General features: G+C 65.9%; 21 protein-coding genes and 1 pseudogene. 10 read left to right on the top strand and 12 right to left on the bottom strand.

Features of this window, described 5'->3' with window-relative positions:
* Positions 1–123: 123 nt before the first annotated feature.
* Positions 124–1461, top strand: a complete 1338-nt coding sequence (locus ASF79_RS14995) for an HNH endonuclease signature motif containing protein (protein WP_082495957.1) — start codon at positions 124–126, stop codon at positions 1459–1461.
* A 115-nt stretch (positions 1462–1576) separates the two neighbouring features.
* Here the strand turns inward: ASF79_RS14995 and ASF79_RS14990 are convergent, their stop codons facing one another.
* The 4 genes from ASF79_RS14990 to ASF79_RS14975 are packed head-to-tail and all read right to left on the bottom strand — an operon-like array spanning position 1577 to position 4624.
* Positions 1577–1930: a DUF202 domain-containing protein gene (locus ASF79_RS14990; protein ID WP_082495956.1), complete on the bottom strand. Its 354-nt coding sequence runs from the start codon at positions 1928–1930 to the stop codon at positions 1577–1579.
* Positions 1927–2322 carry a YidH family protein gene (locus tag ASF79_RS14985; RefSeq protein WP_055856386.1) on the bottom strand — a complete coding sequence of 132 codons (396 nt, stop codon included), beginning with the start codon at positions 2320–2322 and terminating at the stop codon, positions 1927–1929. Before ASF79_RS14985 ends, ASF79_RS14990 begins: the two co-directional genes overlap by 4 nt.
* Positions 2312–3529, bottom strand: a complete 1218-nt coding sequence (locus ASF79_RS14980) for a low temperature requirement protein A (protein WP_055856381.1) — start codon at positions 3527–3529, stop codon at positions 2312–2314. The genes ASF79_RS14985 and ASF79_RS14980 overlap by 11 nt, the downstream gene beginning before the upstream one ends.
* Positions 3530–3571: 42 nt before the next feature.
* The gene (locus tag ASF79_RS14975; protein WP_055856377.1) at positions 3572–4624 is read right to left on the bottom strand and encodes a medium chain dehydrogenase/reductase family protein; all 1053 of its coding nucleotides are present in this window, start codon (positions 4622–4624) and stop codon (positions 3572–3574) included.
* A 149-nt stretch (positions 4625–4773) separates the two neighbouring features.
* On the opposite strand from ASF79_RS14975, the gene ASF79_RS14970 reads away from it, so the two are divergent.
* Both ASF79_RS14970 and ASF79_RS14965 read left to right on the top strand, forming a co-directional pair.
* Positions 4774–5448: a TetR/AcrR family transcriptional regulator gene (locus ASF79_RS14970; protein ID WP_162239094.1), complete on the top strand. Its 675-nt coding sequence runs from the start codon at positions 4774–4776 to the stop codon at positions 5446–5448.
* A 67-nt stretch (positions 5449–5515) separates the two neighbouring features.
* A complete protein-coding gene (locus tag ASF79_RS14965) occupies positions 5516–7165 on the top strand; it encodes an FAD-dependent oxidoreductase (RefSeq protein WP_055856371.1) in 1650 nt (549 codons plus the stop codon).
* A 19-nt stretch (positions 7166–7184) separates the two neighbouring features.
* Here the strand turns inward: ASF79_RS14965 and ASF79_RS14960 are convergent, their stop codons facing one another.
* On the bottom strand, positions 7185–7448 hold the full coding sequence (locus ASF79_RS14960; RefSeq protein WP_055857227.1) for a hypothetical protein: 264 nt from the start codon (positions 7446–7448) through the stop codon (positions 7185–7187).
* Positions 7449–7622: 174 nt separating this feature from the next.
* Here ASF79_RS14960 and ASF79_RS14955 point away from each other — a divergent pair, with 174 nt between their 5' ends.
* Together ASF79_RS14955 and ASF79_RS14950 are read left to right on the top strand one after the other, a co-directional pair.
* Positions 7623–8492, top strand: coding sequence for an aldo/keto reductase (locus tag ASF79_RS14955; protein ID WP_055856369.1), 870 nt, complete (start codon positions 7623–7625; stop codon positions 8490–8492).
* Between the two features lie 9 nt (positions 8493–8501).
* Complete coding sequence (locus ASF79_RS14950) at positions 8502–9380, top strand: hypothetical protein (protein ID WP_055856367.1); 879 nt, start codon at positions 8502–8504, stop codon at positions 9378–9380.
* Positions 9381–9393: 13 nt separating this feature from the next.
* On the opposite strand, the gene dnaB is transcribed toward ASF79_RS14950, so the two are convergent.
* From dnaB to ASF79_RS14915, 7 genes and pseudogenes are all read right to left on the bottom strand, one after another.
* Complete coding sequence (gene dnaB / locus ASF79_RS14945; RefSeq protein WP_055782875.1) at positions 9394–10806, bottom strand: replicative DNA helicase; 1413 nt, start codon at positions 10804–10806, stop codon at positions 9394–9396.
* A gap of 413 nt (positions 10807–11219) precedes the next feature.
* Positions 11220–11672, bottom strand: coding sequence for a 50S ribosomal protein L9 (rplI, locus tag ASF79_RS14940; protein WP_055782878.1), 453 nt, complete (start codon positions 11670–11672; stop codon positions 11220–11222).
* A gap of 9 nt (positions 11673–11681) precedes the next feature.
* Positions 11682–11945 (bottom strand): 30S ribosomal protein S18, encoded by a 264-nt coding sequence (gene rpsR / locus ASF79_RS14935; RefSeq protein ID WP_022895757.1) that lies wholly within the window; start codon positions 11943–11945, stop codon positions 11682–11684.
* Positions 11946–11986: 41 nt separating this feature from the next.
* Positions 11987–12502 carry a single-stranded DNA-binding protein gene (locus ASF79_RS14930; protein ID WP_044440970.1) on the bottom strand — a complete coding sequence of 172 codons (516 nt, stop codon included), beginning with the start codon at positions 12500–12502 and terminating at the stop codon, positions 11987–11989.
* A 144-nt stretch (positions 12503–12646) separates the two neighbouring features.
* Positions 12647–12997: pseudogene (rpsF, locus tag ASF79_RS14925) on the bottom strand (30S ribosomal protein S6); the annotation flags it as partial.
* A 153-nt stretch (positions 12998–13150) separates the two neighbouring features.
* Positions 13151–13984, bottom strand: coding sequence for a siderophore-interacting protein (locus ASF79_RS14920; protein ID WP_055856365.1), 834 nt, complete (start codon positions 13982–13984; stop codon positions 13151–13153).
* Positions 13985–14035: 51 nt separating this feature from the next.
* Positions 14036–15472 (bottom strand): CCA tRNA nucleotidyltransferase, encoded by a 1437-nt coding sequence (locus ASF79_RS14915; RefSeq protein WP_055856362.1) that lies wholly within the window; start codon positions 15470–15472, stop codon positions 14036–14038.
* Positions 15473–15592: 120 nt separating this feature from the next.
* Here ASF79_RS14915 and ASF79_RS14910 point away from each other — a divergent pair, with 120 nt between their 5' ends.
* The 5 genes from ASF79_RS14910 to ASF79_RS14890 all read left to right on the top strand — a co-directional run bounded on the left by ASF79_RS14910 (position 15593) and on the right by ASF79_RS14890 (position 22332).
* Positions 15593–17761, top strand: a complete 2169-nt coding sequence (locus ASF79_RS14910) for a DUF6049 family protein (RefSeq protein WP_156366286.1) — start codon at positions 15593–15595, stop codon at positions 17759–17761.
* Complete coding sequence (gene murJ / locus ASF79_RS14905; protein ID WP_235500783.1) at positions 17754–19400, top strand: murein biosynthesis integral membrane protein MurJ; 1647 nt, start codon at positions 17754–17756, stop codon at positions 19398–19400. The genes ASF79_RS14910 and murJ overlap by 8 nt, the downstream gene beginning before the upstream one ends.
* Before the next feature lie 123 nt (positions 19401–19523).
* On the top strand, positions 19524–20501 hold the full coding sequence (gene trxB / locus ASF79_RS14900) for a thioredoxin-disulfide reductase (protein WP_055856353.1): 978 nt from the start codon (positions 19524–19526) through the stop codon (positions 20499–20501).
* Positions 20502–20529: 28 nt separating this feature from the next.
* Positions 20530–20856 carry a thioredoxin gene (trxA, locus tag ASF79_RS14895; protein ID WP_055782899.1) on the top strand — a complete coding sequence of 109 codons (327 nt, stop codon included), beginning with the start codon at positions 20530–20532 and terminating at the stop codon, positions 20854–20856.
* 156 nt (positions 20857–21012) lie between these two features.
* Positions 21013–22332, top strand: a complete 1320-nt coding sequence (locus ASF79_RS14890) for an aminotransferase-like domain-containing protein (RefSeq protein ID WP_055857224.1) — start codon at positions 21013–21015, stop codon at positions 22330–22332.
* The last annotated feature ends 2 nt before the right edge of the window (positions 22333–22334 follow it).

Below are 22334 nucleotides of genomic sequence, written 5' to 3'. Positions count from 1 at the left end.
TCTGCTTCGCGAGTATTCCTCCACAGGGCGCATTTCCCTGAAGTTATCCACAGCTATATCACCTGATCAAGCCGTGTTTCTTTGTTTCGAGACGGTGTCGGTGGCTGCTGTTTGACTTCTCGTATGTCACCTATCACCCCGCTCCTGGAGCCCGACCCGTACGTGGTCGCGCTCGAGGAGGTCGCCGCCCTCGACAGGCAGATAGCAGCGCTGTCTGCGGTCAGGGCCGAACGCGTCACCGACGCGAGAAACCACCTACATAGGCAAGCACCGTCTGATCGCTCTACGGGTGGTCCGGTGTGGTCGACGGCCCGGGTCGAGAGGGTCGAGCTCGTCACTGAACTCGCCCAGTTGACTCGTCGCACCGAGTACCGGACCGCCACGCTCGTCGACACCAGCGTCGCGTTGGTCGACTTGCTGCCCGCAACACTGGCTGCCGTCGCTGCGGGCGCGTTGTCGTGGGAGCACGCCGAGGTCATAGCAAAGCATTCCGACGGCCTCGAAGGAGATGCGTTGACCGCCTACGACGCCCGGCTCGCGGCACTGGCGGCGGAGGTGAACCCGAAGCAACTCGACCGCAAAGCGAGAGCCCAGGTCGAGCTCTCCCAACCGTCCACCGCGGTCGAACGCGCCGAGAAAGCAGCGGCCACCCGGCGTATCTATGTCGATCCGGGGGCGGATGGCATGGCCTATCTGACGCTGTTCGCGCCCGCACCAGAGATCCACGCGATCGCCGATCGGGCCGCACGACTCGCTGCCGGGCTCAGGGCAGACGGTGACCCGCGCAGCATGGGACACCTGAAGCTCGATGTCCTGTGCGACCTCATGCTCAACGGTGAAACGTCGATTCCGGGGGCGACCCGGGGTGTTCGGGGGCGCGTTCACGTGATGGTTCCGGCGATGACGCTGCTCGGTGTCGGGGAAGAGGCCGCGATCCTCCGCGGCTACGGTCCGATCGACCCGGCGACCGCGGCGCAGTTGACTGCAGAGGCGACGTCGTGGCGCCGGATCCTGACCGATCCGATCACGGGACGCATTCTCACGGCCGACCCGAGGGATTACCGGCCGACGGCACGGATGATCGACCATGCCCGGTTGGTGCATCCCACGTGCGTGTTTCCGGGGTGCACCGTTCCGTCGGAGCGGTCAGATATCGATCACACCGAAGACCACGCCTTTGGCGGGCATACGACCCCGGAGAACCTGGCGCCGCTGAGTCAGGGGCATCACAAGGTGAAGCACCACACGAGATGGCAGATCGTGCAGAACGGAGACGACACCCTCACCGCCACCTCACCAGCCGGCTACGAGTACGCGGTCCGCCCCGAGGGAAGGATGCAACCCGCACCACGAGCACTCATCGACGCCGCAGCAAGCAACGCGTCCGAAGCAATAGACCCCACCTCGGGAACTGCCCAAACATCGGAACCGAAGGACGACCTCGCCGACTGCCCCTTCTAAGACACCCGGAACCGCCCGCGTAAGAAGCCCCTACCCGCACGCGAGTTCGGCTCGTTCTTGGCGTTTGCGCTCAGCTCGTTCAGCTCGTTCAGCTCAGTCAGCGCAGTCAGCGCAGTCAGCGCAGCATCGCGCCCGCCACCGCGAGCGCGCATCCGAGAACAGAGACGGCACAGACACACACCACGAGCATCGCGAGAGCAGACCAGGGCTGCGGTCGACGGTCCGTTCCCGACATGCGCGATCGAAACGGAGGAAGCATTGAAAAGACCACGATTCCGACGGCGACGGCGCCTGCGATGATCGCCACCGCCACGAAGCCCGATCGCACTGCCGTGAGACCGCAGACCACCGCGACCCCGGCCGTGGCTATCGCGGTGCGCCTCCAGGCCAGAGCGGTGCGTTCCGGTTGCAGCCCCGGGTCGCGCTCCGGCCCATCGGAGGCTCCGCCAGCGCCGCCACGACCGCTCACCGCGCCAGGGCCTCGAACACCGCATACCCGGAGAAGACCAGCGCGAGTACGAGTATCCCCACTCCGACCCCGATGAGAATGCGGGGCGCCGGCAACGGCAGGGCCAACCGCATGGCACGCTCCACGCGGCGCCAGCCGACGAGCGCAGACACCGCGACGAGACCGCCGCCCAGGCAGGCGAGCGCTGCCATGATGTCGACGAAGATCGGCAGGTCCGCGACACCCGCCAGAGTCGTCAGCGCGACACCCCCGGCGACCAGGGCCAGACCTGTGCGCATCCACGCCAGCGCCGTGCGTTCGTTGGCCAACGAGAATCGCGCATCCGGTTCGTCGCCGACGCCGTAGACCGAACGGGGTCTGCGGTCGTCCTCGTCGCTTGTGTCAGGCGCCATGACGCACTCCCTCATCGATGGTGGCCAGAGCGCGTGATCGCTGCTGCAGAACGGTCACCGCGATGATCGCCGCCACGACGAGCGTGATGAGCAGCACGGTGATACCGAACGAGACCGCCGGGGCGAGCAGAGGAATGAGCATCACGGCCCCGGCACCCACGAGACTGCTGGCGGGACGGATGGCGGTGTCCGACCCGAGCAGCGGCCGATAGAGCACCTGCATCGCGACCAAGAACACGGCCACGGGAATGGCGATCGAGTACGCCACGGTCGTGCTGTCGACATGGGCCTCGTGGCTCAGCGACCGCACCCCCACCTCGAGTCCGGCCCCGAGGGCCGCGAGCGCGGCGAAAACGAAGTAGTGCCCGAATCCCCAGATGAAGCTTCGCCGACGGCGCTTCTCGAGACCGTCGCCCGCCGGTTCGAGGTAGTAGACCCACCAGATGCCGAAGAGCAGCGCGAGACCCGACGAGGCCAGCAGCACGAACTCGCCCGAGGCATCCCCGGCGGTGACGATGGCCTGCACGCCGACCGTGGCCGCGAGAACCGACTCGCCCAACAGGATGATCGTGAAGAGTCCGTATCGCTCGGCGATGTGGTGCGGGTGCCAGCGGATGTATCCGCGACGCTCCGCCCACAACGGCACGGCGAGCTCGCACGCGGCGAGAACGGCGAAGGTCGCGATCTGCGCGGCGACGGGCAACTCGGCCGCGATGAACAGGCGCCCGATCCACAGCGCCTGCACGACGCTGATTCCCGCCGCGTAGCGCAGTGCGGTCGCCCTGCCTTCCGGGTCTTGGACAGCGGCGCGCAGCCACTGCGCGACGAGCGCGAGTCGCATGATGAAGTAGCCCACGGTGATGAGCAAGAAGTCGCCGTCGTTGAACGCCGCTGGGACTCCGGCCGCCAAGACGAGCACTCCGCCCATCTGCAGCATGGTCAGGAGGCGATACGGAACGTCGTCGGTGTCATAGGCGGAGGCGAACCAGGTGAAGGTGAGCCAGGCCCACCAGATCGCGAAGAACACCATGAAGAAGTTGGGCAGTTCCTCTGCGGCGTGACCGCCCTCGATGCCGTGCGCCAATTGGGTGACCACGGCCTGCACGGCAGCGACGAAGGTCAGGTCGAAAAGCAACTCGAGCGGGGTGGATGCGCGATGCTTCTCGTCGATGTCACGGTGCCGCATGCGAATCACAGGCAGGGTCATGATCCACAGCCTAGGGGCGGTCATTCTCCAAACGACTACCTCTCAGGGGAGCAGGATGACTTTTCCATTGAGTGTGCGCGATTCAGCGAGCCGCAGGGCCGCGACGGTCTCGCTGAGCGGAAATCGAGCGGCGATGTTAGCCGTGATCGTTCCGTCTCGAAGCAGGGCGAGAACGCGGCCGAGATCCTCTTCGAGGCGCCGACGAAAACGTGCGGGCCGAGCCGTGTGGCCGGCCCACAGATCATAGAACGTGGCGCTCCTGCCGTTGGGCAGCGCGGTCCAGAGGAGTGCCTGAGCGATGGCCTTGATGAAGGGCAGCATCAGGGGACCACCGCCGCTCACGGCCGTGATGATCGAATAGGTCACGAGCTTTCCACCCCGAGCAAGCAGAGAGAACGCGGTTTTCGTCATCTCGCCGCCCACGTTGTCGAAGACTGCGTCGACGCCGTCAGGGGCGAGTTCGCGAACACGCGCGGCCAGCTCTGGATCCGCGTAGTCGATCGGCACGACGCCCGCCTCACGCAGGGCGTCGTGGTGTCGAGGCGACGCAGCCCCGATGATGCGCACGCCGTGCAACCGCGCGAGCTGAATCAGGATGCCGCCGACACCGCCGTTCGCGCCGAACACCAGGATCGTCTGGCCCGGCTTCACCCGCGCGGTGCGGTGCAGCATCTGCCAGGCCGTCACACCGTTGACGACCACCGTCTCGGCCTCCTCCGAACTCACCCCGTCGGGAACCAGCACACTGTCGCGCGCCTCGACGGCCACGTACTCGGACCATGCTCCGGTCTTCGTCATGGTGGCCACACGCTGACCGAGCAGCCCGCTATCGCCCTCGGGACCGACCTCGATGACCCGGCCGACCAGGTCGTAGCCGGGCGTGAACGGGAATGCCGGCTGCCCGAAGTACCGGCCGCGGCGCATCGACTGCTCTGCGAACGAGATTCCCGTGGCCTCGACGGCGACGAGCAGCTGCCCGCGCCGCAGCGCGACCACGGGTTCGGTCACGAACTCGAGCCCCTCTGGTTCCACGAGTCCAGGTAGGACGACGCGTGTCGTCGTCGTGGGCCGAGCCGGTGCAGCGGTGTCGTTCATAGCGTTCTTCTCTCTGACTTGTAAGGGGTATTTGTTTAGTTAATACCCTTCACATTATGTAGCTACTGTTACGGTGTCAAGAGACCTCACAGATTGGATGCACGATGGGCGATCAGACGCAGAGACCCACTCGGCGGCAGGAGCGGCGCGTGCAGACCGTCGACGAGATCAAGACGCTGGCGATGCAGCAGATCCGCGATGGTGGGCCGGATGCGGTGACCCTCAGCGGCATCGTGCGCGAGATGGCGATGTCTCCGGCCGCCCTCTACCGCTACTTCGCCAGCCGTGACGCGCTGCTCGCAGACCTGGTCGTCGACGCCTACAACGACTTCGCCGACTCGGTGCTCGCCTCGGCGGCCGACCGGGCAGATCCGCACCAGCACCTCAGGGACGTGTTGAACGGTGCCCGAAGCTGGGCGCTGGCCAACCCCAACGCCTACCGCCTGATCTTCGAGACGAGCATCGGATCGGGTCAGGAACTCGCGCCAGAGAGAACGATCCCCGCCGCATCCCGAAGCATGACGACGATCGTGGAGGCCATCGCGGCCGTCGCGGGCCCAGAGGACGGCGCCGAGGACAGCACCATCGGCGCGACCACGGATCCTGCGCTCGACGTTGCCCTCGATGCGTGGGCAGAACGGTCGGAACTCTCGCAGTACCCACGGAGGGTTCTTCTCCTGGGCCTGGCAGCCTGGACCCGTCTCCACGGAATCATGAGCCTCGAGCTCGGAGGGCATCTTCCTGCGACGGGTATCGATGCTGGCCTCTTGTATGCCAATGAGATCGAGGCGATCAGGGCTGAGGCGTCGGCGCGACCCGTCTGACACCGTCGACCGATGTCTTCGACGAATCGATGACCACCGGCGGCCGGCGCCGCATTACGGTGGGCGTGTGACGACCGAGCCCAGCGCATCCAACCCTGTACTCACCGAGGCCCAGCTCATCCGGCTCCGCTCCTACGGCGAGCCCGTCGAGGTCGTGGCGGGTGACACGCTGTTCCGAGCCGGAGACCGCAGCTACGACCTCGTGCTGATCGACAGCGGCACGATCGATATCGTTCGCGAGGCCACGCGAGATGCCCCAGAGCTGATCGTCGCCCAGCACGGGCCTGGCCGATTCGTGGGAGAGCTCAATCTGCTCACCGGGCAGACCGTCTTTCTGACAGCACGGGTCACCTCGCCGGGAGTCATGCATCGCATCTCGCCCGAGAACTTCCGCCGCATCATGTCGGAAGACCCGGAGTTGTCGAGCATCCTCCTCCAGTCTTTCCAGGCGCGCAGAGCCATGCTGCGCGGAACGGCATCCCGCAGTATCGAGATCATCGGCAGCACCCTCTCGTCGGCCTCGCTCGCCCTGCGCACCTACGCGGCCCGTCTCGAGCTGGCGCACCACTGGTTCGATGCAGACGGCGCCGCCGGAATCGCACTCATGAAGTCTGCCGACGTGGAGGCATCCGATCTGCCCGTCGTCCTCCTCGGCTCCGAGGTGCTCACCCGGGCCACTCCCGGTCACCTCGCCGAACGGATCGGCCTGTCGTACGCGCGGCCGTCGGGCCAGCAGGTCGATCTCACGGTGATCGGCGCCGGGCCGGCCGGGCTCGCCGCGGCCGTGTACGGCGCATCCGAGGGCCTCGATACGGTGCTTCTGGATGCGACGGGCCCCGGTGGGCAGGCCGCCGCCAGTTCCCGAATCGAGAATTACCTGGGCTTTCCCAACGGCCTGAGCGGCTCGGAGCTCACGGGACTCGCCTCGGTGCAGGCGCTGAAGTTCGGAGCGCGCATCTACAGTCCCTGCACGGTCACCGCCCTCGACCCGACCTCCGAGCGGCTCCGTGTTGTTCTCGAAGATGGCACCGAGATCAATTCCCGCGCCGTCGTCATTGCCACGGGGGCTCACTACAAGGCCCTGCCGCTGCCCCGATGGTCGCACTTCGAGGGTGCCGGCATCTACTACGCCGCAACAGAACTCGAGGCACGCGAGGTCGCCGGCAAGCCCGTCACCGTGGTCGGGGGAGCGAACTCCGCCGGACAGGCCACCCTGTTCCTCGCCGGCCGTGGGAGCACGGTATGTCTGGTCATCCGAGGCACGGACATTCGCAAAGAGATGTCGAGCTACCTCGTCGACCGCCTTCTCGCCGACCCTCGCGTCACCGTGCACACATCGACCGAGGTGACAGCCCTCGACGGTCACGACGCGCTCGAGGCGATCACCCTGACCAATCGCGAGACGGGTGCGACCTCCGAGCAGCCGAGCTCGGGCCTCTTCTGCTTCATCGGAGCGACACCCGCCACCGAGTGGCTCTCGGGTGTCGCCTCAGACGAGAACGGTTTTCTGCTCACCGACTCGCAGCTCGACCCGACCGCTCTCGGCGAGACATTCTCGGCTCTCGGGCGCGTGCCCCTGCCCTTCGAGACCAGCGTGCCCGCACTCTTCGCGGCCGGAGACGTGCGGCACGGGTCGATGAAGAGGGTGGCCGCCGCGGTGGGCGAGGGCGCGAGCGCCGTCGCATCCGTTCACCGTGCGATCGGCGTGCACCCCTAGCCCTGCGTCGAAGGTGTGGTCAGCGCCCGTGCGTCGCCATGATCTGGTCGACGTCGATGCGCTCGAGCAGCGCGTCCCAGTCGAGCTCCCTCGCCGCGGCGGCTACCTCCGGCTCCGCATAGGCCTTGCCATTGCGATGCACCACCACGCCCTTCGGGACGATGCGGTTCAATTCCGCGAGCACGGCGTCGTCGATCGCCTCGCTGTCAAAATCTGCGCCGACCTTCGCGAAGTAGTCGGCCGACACGGTGTACGAGACTGTTGCCACTTCTACTGCGGTCATGGTGACCTCCTTGAACGGTCCAGTGAGTCCAGGCATACGAAAGTGCTTCCAGTCTGTGCCCTCCCGGCCCGCAACGCGTCCTTTTTTCGTCGCGACAGCGTCGATTTCCGCGCGACGCGAACACGGGCTGGCCGGGGCTACCTCGCCATTTGACACGGGCGTAGCGTTGGCTCAATGACATCGACAACGCTTCCCGCCCAGGCATCCGGAACCTTCGACCTCGGCGGAGACCTTCCCGTCACCCGACTCGGGTACGGCACCATGCAGTTGACCGGCGAAGGAGTATGGGGCTGGCCCTCCGATCCCGATGAGGCCGTGCGCGTTCTGCGCCGCGCAGTCGAACTGGGCGTGAACTTCATCGACACGGCCGACTCCTACGGACCCGCCGTCGCCGAACCACTGATCGCCCAGGCACTTCGGCCGTACGCAGACGACCTCGTCATCGCGACGAAGGCAGGTCTCACGCGCTCGGGACCTGGTGACTGGCGCCCCGTCGGCCGCCCGGAGTACCTGCGTCAGCAGGCGGAGATGAGTCTGCGGATCCTCGGCGTCGACCGCATCGACCTCTTTCAGCTGCACCGTATCGACGCGAAGGTTCCGCTGGCCGACCAGATCGGCGAGCTCGCGCTGCTTCAGCAAGAGGGCAAGATCCGTCACATCGGCCTGAGCGAGATCTCCGTCGAAGAGCTGAAATCCGCAACCGAGTTTGCGACCATCGCCTCGGTGCAGAACCTGTACAACCTCGCCAACCGCCAGTCGGAGGAGCTGCTCGACTACGCGACAGAGCAGAACATCGCATTCATCCCGTGGTTCCCGCTGGCGACCGGCGAGCTGGCCAAGGCAGGTGGCGTACTCGACGACATCGCCGCGAAGCACGACGCGACGCCCTCGCAGCTCGCGCTCGCCTGGCTGCTCAAGCGTTCACCCGTGCTGCTGCCGATTCCCGGCACCTCGTCGGTCGATCACCTCGAGCAGAACATCGCCGGCGCCGAAGTTGAGCTCAGCGACGCCGAGTTCGACGAACTCTCCGCCCTGGCAGGCTAATCTCCACGCATGACACTTCCCACCGCTGACACGATCGTCACCTACCCGGCGGGAGACCTCACGTCGACCGGCACCGTGCTTCACACAGAAGCGCTGGATGCCGGTCGACGCGTGGTTGTGCTGGATGTCTCTGCCTGTCACCCCGTCGACTCCGCGTGGCCCGACCAGCCGGCCGACCGCGCCGTACTGACGGTGAACGGTGTCGACCTCGACGTTCTCGACTGCGTCGTGGGCGCTACCGACGGCGACGCGCTCTACCTCGGCGGCGACGTTCCCGTGCGCAAGGGCACCGAGGGGTGGGCCTTCGTGACGGCGCACATCGTCGACGACGCCCTCGCGGCAGAGGCAGGTCTCGTCGAGGGCCCCGAAGCATCCATCACGGTCGATGCCGACTACCGGCACGCCCTCTCGGTCGGACACACGGCCTGCCACCTGGCGTCACTCGCGCTCAACGCGGAGCTCGCCGGGTCGTGGAGCAAGGACGCATCGCTCGACGCTCTCGAGCACCCGAACTTCGACGCCCTGGCCATCGAGACGTCACGCATCCACGAGCGCGGCTCTGTCGACGCCTATCGCGTGGGCAAATCGTTGCGAAAGAAGGGGTTCGCGCCCGCCCGCCTGGCTGACGACCTCGGCGAGGTCGAGAGAGGCGTGGATGCGCGCCTCTCCGCGTGGGTCGCCTCGGGCGCTGCGGCCGCCATCCACCGAGACGGCGATCGTCTCACCGACCGTCGCTTCTGGACGACGACGCTCGACGGCCACCCGGTGAGCATCCCTTGCGGAGGGACCCACGTCGCGAGCCTCGCCGAGCTGAGCGACCCGCAGGTGACGCTGCACGCCCAACAGGGCGATGCCGCGCTGGAACTTCGGATGACGACCCGCGCCTGACCGGCGCCAGCAGCTACGCCTGCGGCATGTCCGCGAAACGGGAGAAGTGACCGAGGAAGCTCGCCGTGATGGTGGCCGTGGGGCCATTTCGGTGCTTGGCCACGATGAAGTCGGCCTCGCCCGCACGCGGGTTGTCTTTCTCGTAGGCACCCTCACGGTGCAGCAGGATGACCATGTCGGCGTCTTGCTCGAGCGATCCCGATTCGCGGAGGTCGCTGATGGCGGGCTTCTTGTCGGCTCGCTGCTCGGGGCCACGGTTGAGCTGTGACAGCGCGATGACGGGAACCTGGAGCTCTTTCGCCATGAGCTTCAGGGCTCGCGAGAACTCGGAGACCTCTTGCTGGCGGCTCTCGACCTTCTTGCCGCTGGTCATGAGCTGCAGGTAGTCGATGACCACGAGCTTGAGGCCGACCTTCTGCTTGAGCCGACGGCACTTTGCACGGATCTCGACCAGCGTCATGTTGGGGCTGTCGTCGATGTAGAACGGCGCGTCGTTGATGGTCGAGCGGGTCGACGCGATCTTGGTCCAGTCCTGGCCGTTGACCTGGCCTTTACGCATGATCTGCAGGGGCACGGACGCCTCTGCCGACAGCAGACGCATGGCGATCTCGGCGCGACCCATTTCAAGAGAGAAGAAGATGGCCGGCATGTCGTGCTTGATGGAGGCGGCCCGGCAGAAGTCGAGCGCGAGCGTCGACTTACCGAGCGCAGGACGTGCCGCGACGATGATGAGCTGACCCGGGTGGAAGCCGTTGGTGAGGTTGTCGAGGTCTGTGAAGCCCGAGGGAACGCCCGTCATCTGGCCGTCTTTGCCAGCCGCGGCCTCGATCTCATCGGTGGCCGCTGTGAGGGCGATCGTGAGCGGCACGTAGTCTTCGGTCTCGACGTTGCCGTTCACGGCGTAGATCTCGGCCTGAGCGTTGTTCACGAGGTCCATGACCTCGCCCTCGCTGGCGTAGCCCATCTGCACGATGCGCGTGCCGGCCTCGACGAGGCGGCGCAGCACGGCCTTCTCGGAGACGATGTTGGCGTAGTAGCCTGCGTTCGCCGCGGTGGGGACCAGTCCGGTGAGCGTGTGGAGGTACTCCGCACCGCCGGCGCGGCTCAGTTCGCCGATCTTCGTGAGTTCGTCGGTGACCGCGATCACGTCGGTTGGCTCGCCGTGCGAATAGAGCGTGAGCACGGCGTCGAAGATGATCTCGTGCTTCGGAATGTAGAAGTCGGCTCCGCGGACGACCTCGACGACGTCTGCGACAGCGTCTTTGCTCAGCAGCATGCCACCGAGGGCGCTCTGCTCCGCGAGCAGATCATGGGGAGGGGTGCGATCGCCGCGCGAGTCTGCCCGCCATTCGCCCGCACCACCGGCGGCGTTGCCGCCGCGCTGGCCGTCGCTGGGGCCGGACAGTCCGAGATGGGCTATCGACACGGGTCCTCCTTCGTCTGCGCTCACGCGCAGGATCGTTCTGTGACAGTTGTACCCGCCCCATCTGACATCCCCAACAGGGCCTGTGGATAACCATGTGGACAGTTGGGGAGAAACGCCGGAAGGTCTGGGGGCAAACTGTGGAAACTATTGTGGAAAGTGATGTGAGTTTGTTCTCGTAAATAGTGTCTGAACAGGCTCTATGCCGTTTCCACAAGCGTGGATAAATACATCCTTCGAGCAGAGCTTGAGAGTTTCGATTTGACATTCGGCCTGTGTATAAAGTCGGGCCATTCTTACCCCCGAAGTGGGTCTGGCCCCGGCCTCTCACACGGGTGGTGAAACGACGAATGGCGGTGGAATCATCCACCGCCATTCGTTGTGCGCTCGAGAGAGCGCGGTGTTGCTGAAGGGTGTTACTTCGCTGCGACCACGTTCAACGTGATCGTCGCGACCAGGTCGTCGCGCAGCTTGACCGTGGCCTCGTGGGTTCCGGTGAGCTTGATCGCCTGGTTGATCTCGATCTTCTTCTTGTCGAGCGAGCCGAGTCCCTGAGCCGACACCGCGTCAGCGATGTCAGAGGTCTTGACCGAGCCGAACAGGCGTCCGCCTTCACCGGCCTTGACGGTCAGCTTGACGGTCGCGGCCTCGAGAACCTGCTTGAGGTGCTGAGCCTCTTCGATCGTGGCGTGCTCGCGTGAGACGCGGGCTGCCTTGATCTGCTCGACCTGCTTCTCGCCACCACGGCTCCACGTGACCGCGAAACCCTGGGGGATCAGGTAGTTGCGAGCGAAGCCGTTCTTGACCTCGACCACGTCACCCGCTGAACCGAGGCCGGAGACCTCGTGCGTGAGAATGAGTTTTGACATGTCGGTTCCTTACCTGCCCGAGCCGGCGTAAGGCAGAAGAGCCATTTCGCGGGCGTTCTTGACGGCACGGGCGATGAGGCGCTGCTCCTGGACGGAGACTCCCGTGATGCGACGAGCGCGGATCTTTCCACGCTCCGAGATGAACTTGCGGAGAGTTGCGACATCTTTGTAGTCGATGACGCCGACGCGAATGGACTTCGCGGGAGCTGCGTTCTTGGCGCCCTTGGCACCACGCAGCGGCTTGCGGCGGTCGCCGCTTGACTTTCCAGCCATTTTTATCTGCTTTCAGATGAGTTCTATGAAGAACGAAGTTGTTAGAAGGGGGTGTCGTCGCTGAAGTTGCCCGGCGTGTTCCACACGTCAGCTCCAGCTCCGGCAGCCGGCTGCGCGGGCGCCGAAGCGGCCCACGGCTCGTCGTTTCCACCGCTCGGTCCACCGACCTGGCCGCCGCCCTGGCGTGCGCCCCCGGCTGCCCGGGTGACACTCGCAGTGGCATAGCGCAGGCTGGGGCCGATCTCGTCGATCTCGAGCTCGATCGAGGTGCGCTTTTCGCCCTCTTTCGTCTCGTAGGAACGCTGGCGCAGGCGGCCGGTCGCGACGACGCGGCTTCCCTTGGTCAGCGATCCGGCGACGTGCTCGGCGAATTCACGCCACACGCTCGCGCGCAGGAACAGAGCCTCGCCATCTTTCCAGTCGTTCGCGGCACGATCGAACGTGCGCGGCGTGGATGCGATGGTGAAGTTGGCAACCGCCAGCCCGCCCTGCGTGTAACGCAGTTCAGGATCGCTGGTGAGGTTGCCCACCACGGTGATTACGGTTTCGCCAGCCATGATCGACTACTTGGCGGACTCGTCGTCGGCGGCCGGAGCGGCAGCCTTGGGAGCGGCGGGAGCCTTCGCGGCAGCAGCGACCTTCGACGCGGCGCTCGGTGCGGCCTTGGCGGCAGCAGGAGCAGCGGCGGAAGCCTCGGCGGGAGCAGCAGCGGCCTTCGGGTTGGCAGCCTTGCGGGCGGCCTTCTCGGCGGCGAGCTTGTCGGCGGTGGCGACCATAGCGATGGCCTCCTCGGCACGCAGCACCTTGGTGCGCATGACGGCCTCCGACAGCTTCAGCTGGCGGTCCAGCTCCTTGGTCGAGTCTGCGCTGGCGGTCAGGTTGACCACCGCGTAGATGCCTTCGGTCTTCTTGTTGATCTCGTAGGCCAGGCGACGGCGTCCCCAGATGTCGACACTGTCGACGGTGCCGCCATCCTTACGGATGACGTTGAGGAATTTGTCGAGACTGGGGGCCACGGTGCGCTCATCGATTTCAGGATCGAGGATCACCATGAGTTCGTACTGATGCGTCACAAACCCACCTCCTTCGGACTAGTTCGGTCACAGACGGTCTGTGACAGGAGGGTGTATCTGCATCGGCCCGCCACCGCGTAGGAGATTCCCACTGGTAACGGACAACCTTGGAAGCTTAGCAGAACCGCCTGATCAGTGGTGGGTGGCCTTCCAGTACCCGCAGAACATGATGTTGTCCTTCGGCACCCCGGTGGCGATCCAGTGTCGGCGGGCGCCCGCGACGAGCGCCGATTCGCCCACGGTCCAGGCGAAGCACCGCTCGCCGAGCGGCGGCAGGGCCTCGGCCGCCGCCAGAACGGCACGGCCCGGTGTCGCCTGCGCATCCGGCCGCACGACGAACCGCACGTCGACCTTGGGCGGGCCCACCAGATCTTGGATGTCGTCGGCCGTCGGCACCTCGATCAGTGCGATGCCGACGGTGCCGGCCGGCAGAGACGCCAGAACGCCGGCGACCGCGGGCAGCCCCGTCTCGTCGGCGACGAGCAGCACGCTGTCGGTCTCGGCGGGCTGCACGAAGCCGATGCCCTCGTCGAGGATCGCGACCGCGTCGCCCGGCTCGCAGCGGGCTGCCCAGCTCGCCGCGGGTCCGGCCGTTCCCGCTGCCGCGTCGCCGTGCAGCACGAAATCGACGTCGAGCTCGGGGCCGTCGGCGCCCACCTCTCTATATGCGCGCACCGTGTAGTTGCGCAGCACGGGGCGACGCGTCTTCGAGATCGTCAGGTATCTGGCGTACGAGAGGGTGTTGAGCTTCTTGGGCAGTCGCGACAGCGTCTCTTCGTCGGCGATCGGAATAAAGAGGCGGAACCACTGATCGAACCCCATCGGTACGAACTTCGCGATGTCGCCCGCCCCGAGTGTGACCCTGGCCATGCTCGGCGTGATCACCTGACGGCGGATGACATGCAGCGTCAGCAGTTCGGAGTCCTGAGGTTTGATCCGGCGGGCTGTCTCGGTGCTCTTCGCCATGCTCGCGGTACTCGTCTCTACTCGGGGGAGGGGTAGAGAAGAAAGGGTACCCTAACTTGTTTGCCGAGCCGCCCACCACTCGAGCAGGCGCCGGGTGGCCTCCTCTTCGCCGAGGGGTCCGTCATCGAGACGCATCTCGAGCAGAAAACGGTACGCCTCGCCCACGTCGCGCCCCGGTCTGATGCCGAGGATGCCCATGATCTGCTCGCCGTCGAGATCGGGCCGCACGGCCTGCATCTCCTCTTGTTCGGCGAGCTCGGCGATGCGCGTCTCGAGGTCGTCGTACGCGAACGACAGCATGTGCGACTTGCGGGTGTTGCGCGTGGTCACATCGGCGCGGGTGAGGATGTGCAGGCGCTCGAGCATGGGACCCGCGTCCCGCACGTAGCGACGCACGGCGGAGTCGGTCCAGGCGCCTTCGGTGTAGCCGAAGAAGCGCAGATGCAGCTCGATGAGACGAGCCACATGAGAGATGGTGTCGTTGTCGAACCGCAGCTCACGCAGTCGCTTCTTCGCGATCTTCGATCCCACGACATCATGGTGATAGAAGGTCACCACGCCACCCGGCTCCAGGCGCCGCGTGGCCGGCTTGCCGATGTCGTGCATCAGAGCAGCCAGGCGGAGCACCAGATCGGGTCCCTCGAACGAGTCGCGCGACTCCTCGAGCTCGATCGCCTGATCGAGCACGGTGAGGCTGTGCTGATAGACGTCTTTGTGGTGGTGGTGCTCATCGCGCTCGAGTCGCAGCGCCGGGATCTCCGGCATCACGAGCTCGGCCAGCCCGGTCTCGACGAGCAGCTCGACACCCCGACGCGGGGTCGGCGTCAGCAGCAGCTTCGAGAACTCGTCGCGGATGCGCTCCGCCGAGATGATCGAGAGCGATCCGCCCATGGTGCCCAGGGCATCCAGCGTCTCGGCATCGAGATCGAAACCGAGTTGGGCAGAGAAGCGGATGGCGCGCAGCATGCGCAGAGGGTCGTCGCCGAACGAGATGGCCGGTGTCGACGGCGTGCGCAGGATGCCGGCGAGCAGGTCTTCGACGCCGCCCGACGGATCGACCAGAACGAGTTCGGGCAGGCGGAGCGCGAGCGCGTTGACCGTGAAATCACGGCGAGAGAGATCGACCTCGAGGCTGTCGCCGAACGCCACGATGGGCTTGCGGGTCTGCTGGTCGTAGCTGTCGGAGCGGTAGGTCGTGATCTCGACCTGCTCGCCATCGATGACGGCGCCGATCGTTCCGAAGTCGCGGCCGATGTCCCACGTGCTCTTCGTGAGAGTCGACACGACGGCGAGGATCTCGTCGGGTGTGGCATTCGTCGTGAAGTCGAGGTCTTTTGCCTCTCGGCCGAGGAACGCATCTCTGACGGGACCGCCGACGAGGGCCAATTCGAAGCCCGCCTTGCTGAAGGCCGCTGCGAGGGGCGCTACGGGCGACGACTCGCTGAGAGCGCGCAGCCGAACCATGGATTCTTGAACCGTTCGCTGCATGCCGACAGTTTACCGAGGCGCGCGTTGGGGCTGCTGGCAGAGCGGCCTCCCATGCTTTCAGGCTGCGCAACCTAGAATCTACGCGAGGCCGCATCTCATGCGTCTTCGACGAGAGCACCTATGAAACAGCCTTCCTCCCGACGCCTGCGCGCCCTCCCCGCCCTCCTGGGCCTTGGAGTGGTGGCATCGTCGACGCTCGGAATCGCGCCCGTCGTCGCGCCGGCCAGTGCAGCCGGCGAGCCGGTGCACCTGGTTCTCGCGCCGGCCAACGGGGGAGTGGCGCAGCCCGGCGCCGACATCACCGTCACCGCAGAGGTCACCAATACGGGCTCCTCCATCATCGATGCGTCGACACTGCAGATCGCCCTCGACCGCGAGGTCATCTCCACTCGCGCCGGGCTGGCCGAATGGCTCACCCCTCCCACCGCCGAGTCGACCGTCGACTCCGATGCGATCATCACCACCGTCGCCGTTCCCGCGCTGCAGCCAGGCGACGAGCACATCGTGCAGGCGGTGATCCCCGCTGCCGACGTCACGCTCCGCGACTGGGGCGTTCGCGGCCTCACCGGCACCGTCGAGCGACCGGACGGCACCGAGTCGGTCGCCCATTCGTCGATCGTCTACAACGGCCGAGGCTCGCCCGACCGCACCCCGGTGGCCGTCGCTATCCCCATCACCACGCAACCCGGTCAGACGGGATTGATTCCCGAGGCCACGCTCGCCACCATCACGGCCGACAACGGCTTGCTGACCCGCGAACTCGACTCGGTGATCGGCCGACCCGTCGGCATCCTGATCGACCCCCGCATCATCGTGTCGATCCGAGCCCTCGGCTCGAGCGCTCCGGCGAGCGCCACCGCATGGCTGGATCGTCTGAAGGACGCGTCGAACCCTATATACCCGCTCAGCTATGCAGACGCGGATCTGGCTGCGATGAGCCAGGCGGGCGCGCCGCAGGTCCTCGCCCCCACCTCGTTCGACTACGCCCTCGATCCGGCGAACTTCACGGGAGCCACTCCTCCGGAGGCGAGCCCCACGCCGGTCGCCGGCACGGCCGCGGTCGACCCGGGCAACGACACGACGGAAACACCGACACCCAGCCCGAGCCCCACACCGAATGCCGTGCCCGACACGAGCGCTCTGCTCGCCTGGAATTACACCGGCACGTCGATCGCGTGGCCCCGCGACAACACGGTCGCCCCCAACGACGTGCCCTACTTCGCCAGCAACGGACTCACGACCTCGATTCTCTCGTCGACGAACGTCGCACTGGCGTCGGGGGAGCCCTCCGCCGGAGTCGTTCGCTCGGGTGACAGCACCGTTCTGGTCTCGGACGACACGGTCTCGCGGGCCCTGCGCGACGCTGCGGGCGCCCTCACGCCCACAGACAGGCAGCGCTCGCTGTCCGACCTCGCCTCGAGCCTCGCCGTCGTCAGCAGCGAAGACGAGGACGCGCCGCAGCCCATCCTGGCCACGCTCGATCGCGCGGCGCCCGCCGACGGAACTGCGCTGGCCGACGCACTGGCCTCACTCGACTCGCTGACCTGGTCGTCATCGACGTCGTTCGATGGTTTCGCCGCCCAGGCGCCCACGGCAGAGGCCACCGTCGTCGATCAGCCCGAGCCCGCAGAACGGATCGGCCCCGTCGCCGACATGCTCGCATCCGAGAATCAGGTGGCCGCGTTCTCGAGCATCATCGCCGACCCCCGAGACCTGCTCGGCGAGAACCGCGCCAACATCCTGTCGCTGCTGGCCAACTCGTGGGCCGCGAACTCGGGTGGCTGGAACGTGGCCGTGCAGTCCCAGGCCGCCACCGCGGCATCCACTCTCGCCTCGGTGAAGATCGTGCCGGGGTCGCCCATCGGTCTGTATGGAAACACCGGGCCTCTGCCCGTGCTCGTCGAGAACACCCTCCCGTATCCGGTCACCGTCACCCTCCGGCTCGCTCCCAGCAACTTCCGACTCGTCGTACAGAACGAGATCACGATCACCGTCGAGGCGGCCTCGAGCAAGCAGGCCAAGGTGCCCATGACGCGGGTCACCAATGGCGATACGAGCGTTCGGATCGACCTGGTCACCCCGACAGGTGTCCCCATCTCCAGCGCGCCCACCATCGTTCCGGTGAATGTGGCGGCCGACTTCGAGGTCGCGGGTTCGTGGCTCGTGGGCGGCGTCGTGGCGCTGCTCCTGGTCTTCGCCGCCATCCGACTGTTCTTGAAGCGCCGACACGGTCGGCGGACGTCCGCAGAGGGCGATGCCGCCGAGATCATCGAGGAGCCACGTGGCTGACACTCCCACCAAGCCCGGACCGAATCTGGGCCGAGCGAGCGCGATCCTGGCCTCGGGAACGACCGTGTCCCGCGTCCTCGGGTTCGTGAAGGCGTTCGTCCTCATTCAGACCATCGGCACGATCGGTCTCGGCACAGATGCGTTCACCATCGCGAATCAGCTGCCCAACACGATCTTCGTGATCGTGGCGGGCGGCATGCTCAACGCGATCCTCGTGCCGCAGATCGTGAGAGCCGCCCGTCACGCCGACGGGGGAGCGGGCTATATCAACAAGCTCGTCACGGTGGCCTTCGTCGTGCTCGGCGTCGCAACCCTGATCGCCACGCTGCTCGCGCCCGTGCTCATCACGATCGTGGCGAACCCCTCCTCGAGCGGCCAGTTCGCGCTGGCCACCGCCTTCGCCTACTGGTGCCTGCCTCAGATCTTCTTCTACGGCGTCTACTCGGTGCTGAGCGAGGTGCTCAACGCACGCAACTCGTTCGGACCGTTCACCTGGACCCCGGTACTCAACAACATCGTGGCGATCCTCGGACTGGTCGCATTCAACGTGGCATTCGCACCCAACGCGATGAACGTCGGCGACCTCGACTGGTGGACGCCGGATAAGGTCGCCGTTCTCGCCGGAACCGCGACCATCGGCGTGGCCGTACAGGCCCTCGTTCTCTTCTTCTTCTGGCGCCGCGTGGGGCTGCGCTATCGACCCGACTTCCGGTGGCGCGGCGTCGGTCTCGGCACGGCGGGAAAGCTCGCCGGCTGGACCTTCGGCATGCTCATGGTCACCCAGCTCGCCGGCATCGTCGAGACGCGTGTCGTGGTCACGGCCTCGGGAGACGACGCGTCGACCACCGTCCTCTCGACCGCCTGGCTCATCTTCATGCTGCCGCACTCGATCGTCGCTGTATCCATCGCGACCGCCTATTTCACTCGCATGAGCGAACACGCAGCGGAGGGCGACCTCGTACGGGTGCGCCGCGACCTGTCCGCGTCCATTCGCGTGATCTCGGTGCTCATGGTGCTGGCGACCATGGTTCTCATCGTGGCCGCCTACCCCTTCAGCGCCCTCTTCAGCAAAGGTTTCAACTTCTCAGCGACCGTCGCCATGGGCAACGTGCTCATCGCGTTCCTCGTGGGACTTCCCGCGTTCAGCATCCTGTTCGTCGTGCTCCGCGCGTTTTACGCGCTCGGTGACACGAGAACCCCCTTCTTCATCACCCTGTTCCAGGCCGTGATCTTCTCTCTGGGTGCCCTGGGCGTTCTCCTCCTCGTTCCGAAGGAGTTCATCGGCGTCGGCGTGGCACTCGCCCTCTCCGGGGCCGGCATCCTTCAGGCGATTCTGGCGGCCGTCCTCATCCGGCGTCGACTCGGCGGGCTCGGTGGAGCCACTGTGGGTAAGAGCCTCGCTCGCGACGTCGCTGCGCTGCTCCCCGCCACCGTCGCCGGGGTCGTTCTCGCCATCGTCTTCGGCTTCGCGAACGACGGCGGCTACGGAGTGAGCGGCTACGTCGGCGTGCTCACCTCGATGATCGTGATCGGCCTCGTCATGTCGCTGCTCTACATCGGCGCCCTGCGACTTCTGAAGTCGCCCGAACTCAGCGACGCGCTCACGCCGTTGCTCGCGCGTCTTCGCCGTTCCTCCTAGTTTGCGGTCAGCATTCCGCCGTCCCCTGACGGCGGAATATCCGCGGAATAGGATGTGTTGTACCCGTTCGTGAGGGCCTTTCCGGGCCGTCTCGCGACACCCTTCCAAGGAGCTGACACGCACGTGCGCGACATCATCATCATCGGATCCGGTCCTGCCGGATACACCGCGGCCATCTACGCTGCCCGGGCGGGGCTCAACCCGCTTCTGATCGCCTCGAGTGTCGAGGCCGGCGGCGAGTTGATGAAGACCACCGACGTCGAGAACTTTCCCGGATTCCCCGAGGGCATCCAGGGCCCCGAGCTCATGGGCAAGCTCCAGGAGCAGGCAGAGAAGTTCGGCACCGAGGTGCTGCTCGACGACGTCACGAGCGTCGACCTGACGGGCGACATCAAGAAGGTCAGCACCGGATACAGCGGCGACCAGGAGGCCCTCGCGGTCATCTTCGCCACAGGCTCGGCCTACCGCAAGCTCGGTATCGCCGACGAAGAGCGCCTGAGCGGTCGCGGCGTCTCGTGGTGTGCCACCTGCGACGGCTTCTTCTTCAAGACCAAGACCATCGCCGTCATCGGCGGCGGCGACTCGGCCATGGAGGAGGCGACCTTCCTCACCCGCTTCGCCGACAAGGTCTATCTCGTGCACCGCAAAGACACGTTCCGCGCATCGAAGATCATGCAGCAGCGTGCGTTCGACAACGAGAAGATCGAGGTCGTCTGGAACTCCGAGGTCGTCGGCATCTCCGGTGAGAACGCGGTCGAGGCTCTGACCCTGCGCGACACGGTCTCGGGAGAGCAGCGCGAACTCGAGGTTCAGGGCCTGTTCGTCGCCATCGGCAACGACCCGCGCGTGCACCTCGTTCACGGCCAGCTCGAGCTCACGGCATCCGGAACCATCGCCGTCGACGGCCGCAGCTCGAAGACCAACCTCACCGGCGTCTTCGCTGCCGGCGACGTCGTCGACGACACCTATCGCCAGGCCGTCACGGCCGCCGCATCCGGTACCGTCGCCGCTCTGGATGCGGAGCATTACCTCGCGGGTTTAGCCCAAGCGGCTCACGTCACTCCTGACGTGGCCGCAGAAGAACTCATCCCCGTCAACTAGTTTTCCCCTCTCAAAGAAAGAAGCAATCATGTCCAACGCCAAGGCAGTCACCGACGCCAGCTTCGAAGCCGACGTGCTCCAGTCCGACAAGCCGATCCTCGTCGACTTCTGGGCCGAGTGGTGTGGCCCCTGTCGCGCCGTCGGGCCGATCCTCGACCAGATCGCCGATGAGCACGGCGACAAGATCGAGGTCGTGAAGCTCAATGTCGACGACAACCCGCAGACCGCGGCGAAGTACATGATCACCTCGATTCCTGCGCTCAAGGTCTACAAGGGCGGCGAGGTCGTCAAGACCATCATCGGCGCCAAGCCGAAGGCGGCACTCGAGAAGGACCTCGCAGACTTCATCGCGTAACCCCCGTGCAACTCGTCGGGCCCCCTGCATAGCGCAGGGGGCCCGACGTCGTTAAAGGCCACCTGGATGCCCGTGGCTTGGGATGCGCCCGGCCCGGCGCCCGACACGCCCGGGGCTGGTTAGTATGGAATTTCGGTCTCGATCCAGGAAGTGCGCGTGAACGACAACACTCGAAGTGGCACAGGAAACAACCTCGACCCGTGGTACGGCAACTACGCCGCCCGCGCGGCAGGCCTGGCGGCATCCGAGGTGCGTGCACTGTTCGCCGTGGCATCCAGGCCCGAGGTCGTCTCGCTCGCGGGTGGCATGCCCTTCGTCTCGGGTCTTCCCCAAGACCTCGTGGTCGACGCGATGAATCGGGTCATGACAGACAGGGGCGCAGCCGCGCTGCAGTACGGCTCCGGCCAGGGCGTTCCGGCGTTGCGCGAGCAGATCCTCGATGTCATGGCGCTCGAGGGAATCAAGGCCGGTGTCGACGACGTCGTCGTGACGACCGGGTCGCAGCACGCCCTCGAGCTCGTCAGCAAGCTGTTCCTCGACCCGGGAGACGTCGTGCTCTCCGAGGGCCCCAGCTACGTCACGGCTGTCGTCATCTTCAAGTCGTACCAGGCAGAGATCGAACACGTGCCGATGGACGAGCACGGGCTGATCCCCGATGCGCTGCGTGAGCACATCGCGGGGCTCAAGCGGGCCGGCAAGCGCATCAAGTTCCTCTACACGATCCCCACTTTCCACAATCCTGCCGGCGTCACGCTCAGCTGGGAGCGTCGAGTCGAGATCCTCGAAATCTGCCGGTCAGAGGGCATTCTCGTTCTCGAGGACAACCCCTACGGCCTGCTGTACTTCGAAGAGAGGCCACCTGCCGCCATCCGGTCACTCGAATCAGACGGTGTCATCTACCTGGGCACGTTCTCGAAGACCCTGGCCCCCGGCTTCCGCGTGGGCTGGGCACTCGCTCCGCACGCCATTCGCGAGAAACTGATCCTCGCCAACGAGGCCGCCGTACTCAGCCCCAGTTCCTTCAGCCAGATGATCATCAGCCAGTACCTCGACACCGCCGATTGGAAAGGCCAGATCGATCGGTTCCGCGGCATCTACAAAGAGCGCAAAGAGACCATGCTCTCGGCGCTCACCGAGTACCTGCCCGATCTGACCTGGACGAACCCCAACGGTGGTTTCTACGTCTGGCTCACCCTGCCCGACTACCTCGACTCCAAGCAGATGCTGCCCCGGGCCGTGACCGAGTTGGTCGCTTACACCCCCGGCACGGCGTTCTTTGCAGACGGACAGGGTCGCAACAACATCCGTCTCTCGTTCTGCTATCCCACCCCGGAGCAGATCAAGCTCGGCATCCGTCGCCTCACCTCTGTGATCAATGCAGAGCGTGATCTGCTCGAGTCGTTCTCCGCTACAGGCCCGCTCACCGCGATTCGACGCGACGACAACTACACAGCACCGCCGCCCAACACCAACTAGGG

It is taken from the genome of Agreia sp. Leaf335 (assembly GCF_001423605.1).
Taxonomy (GTDB): Bacteria; Actinomycetota; Actinomycetes; order Actinomycetales; family Microbacteriaceae; genus Agreia.
Note: the sequence above shows the minus strand (reverse complement) of the source record. Positions and strands in the feature narration are given on the sequence as shown.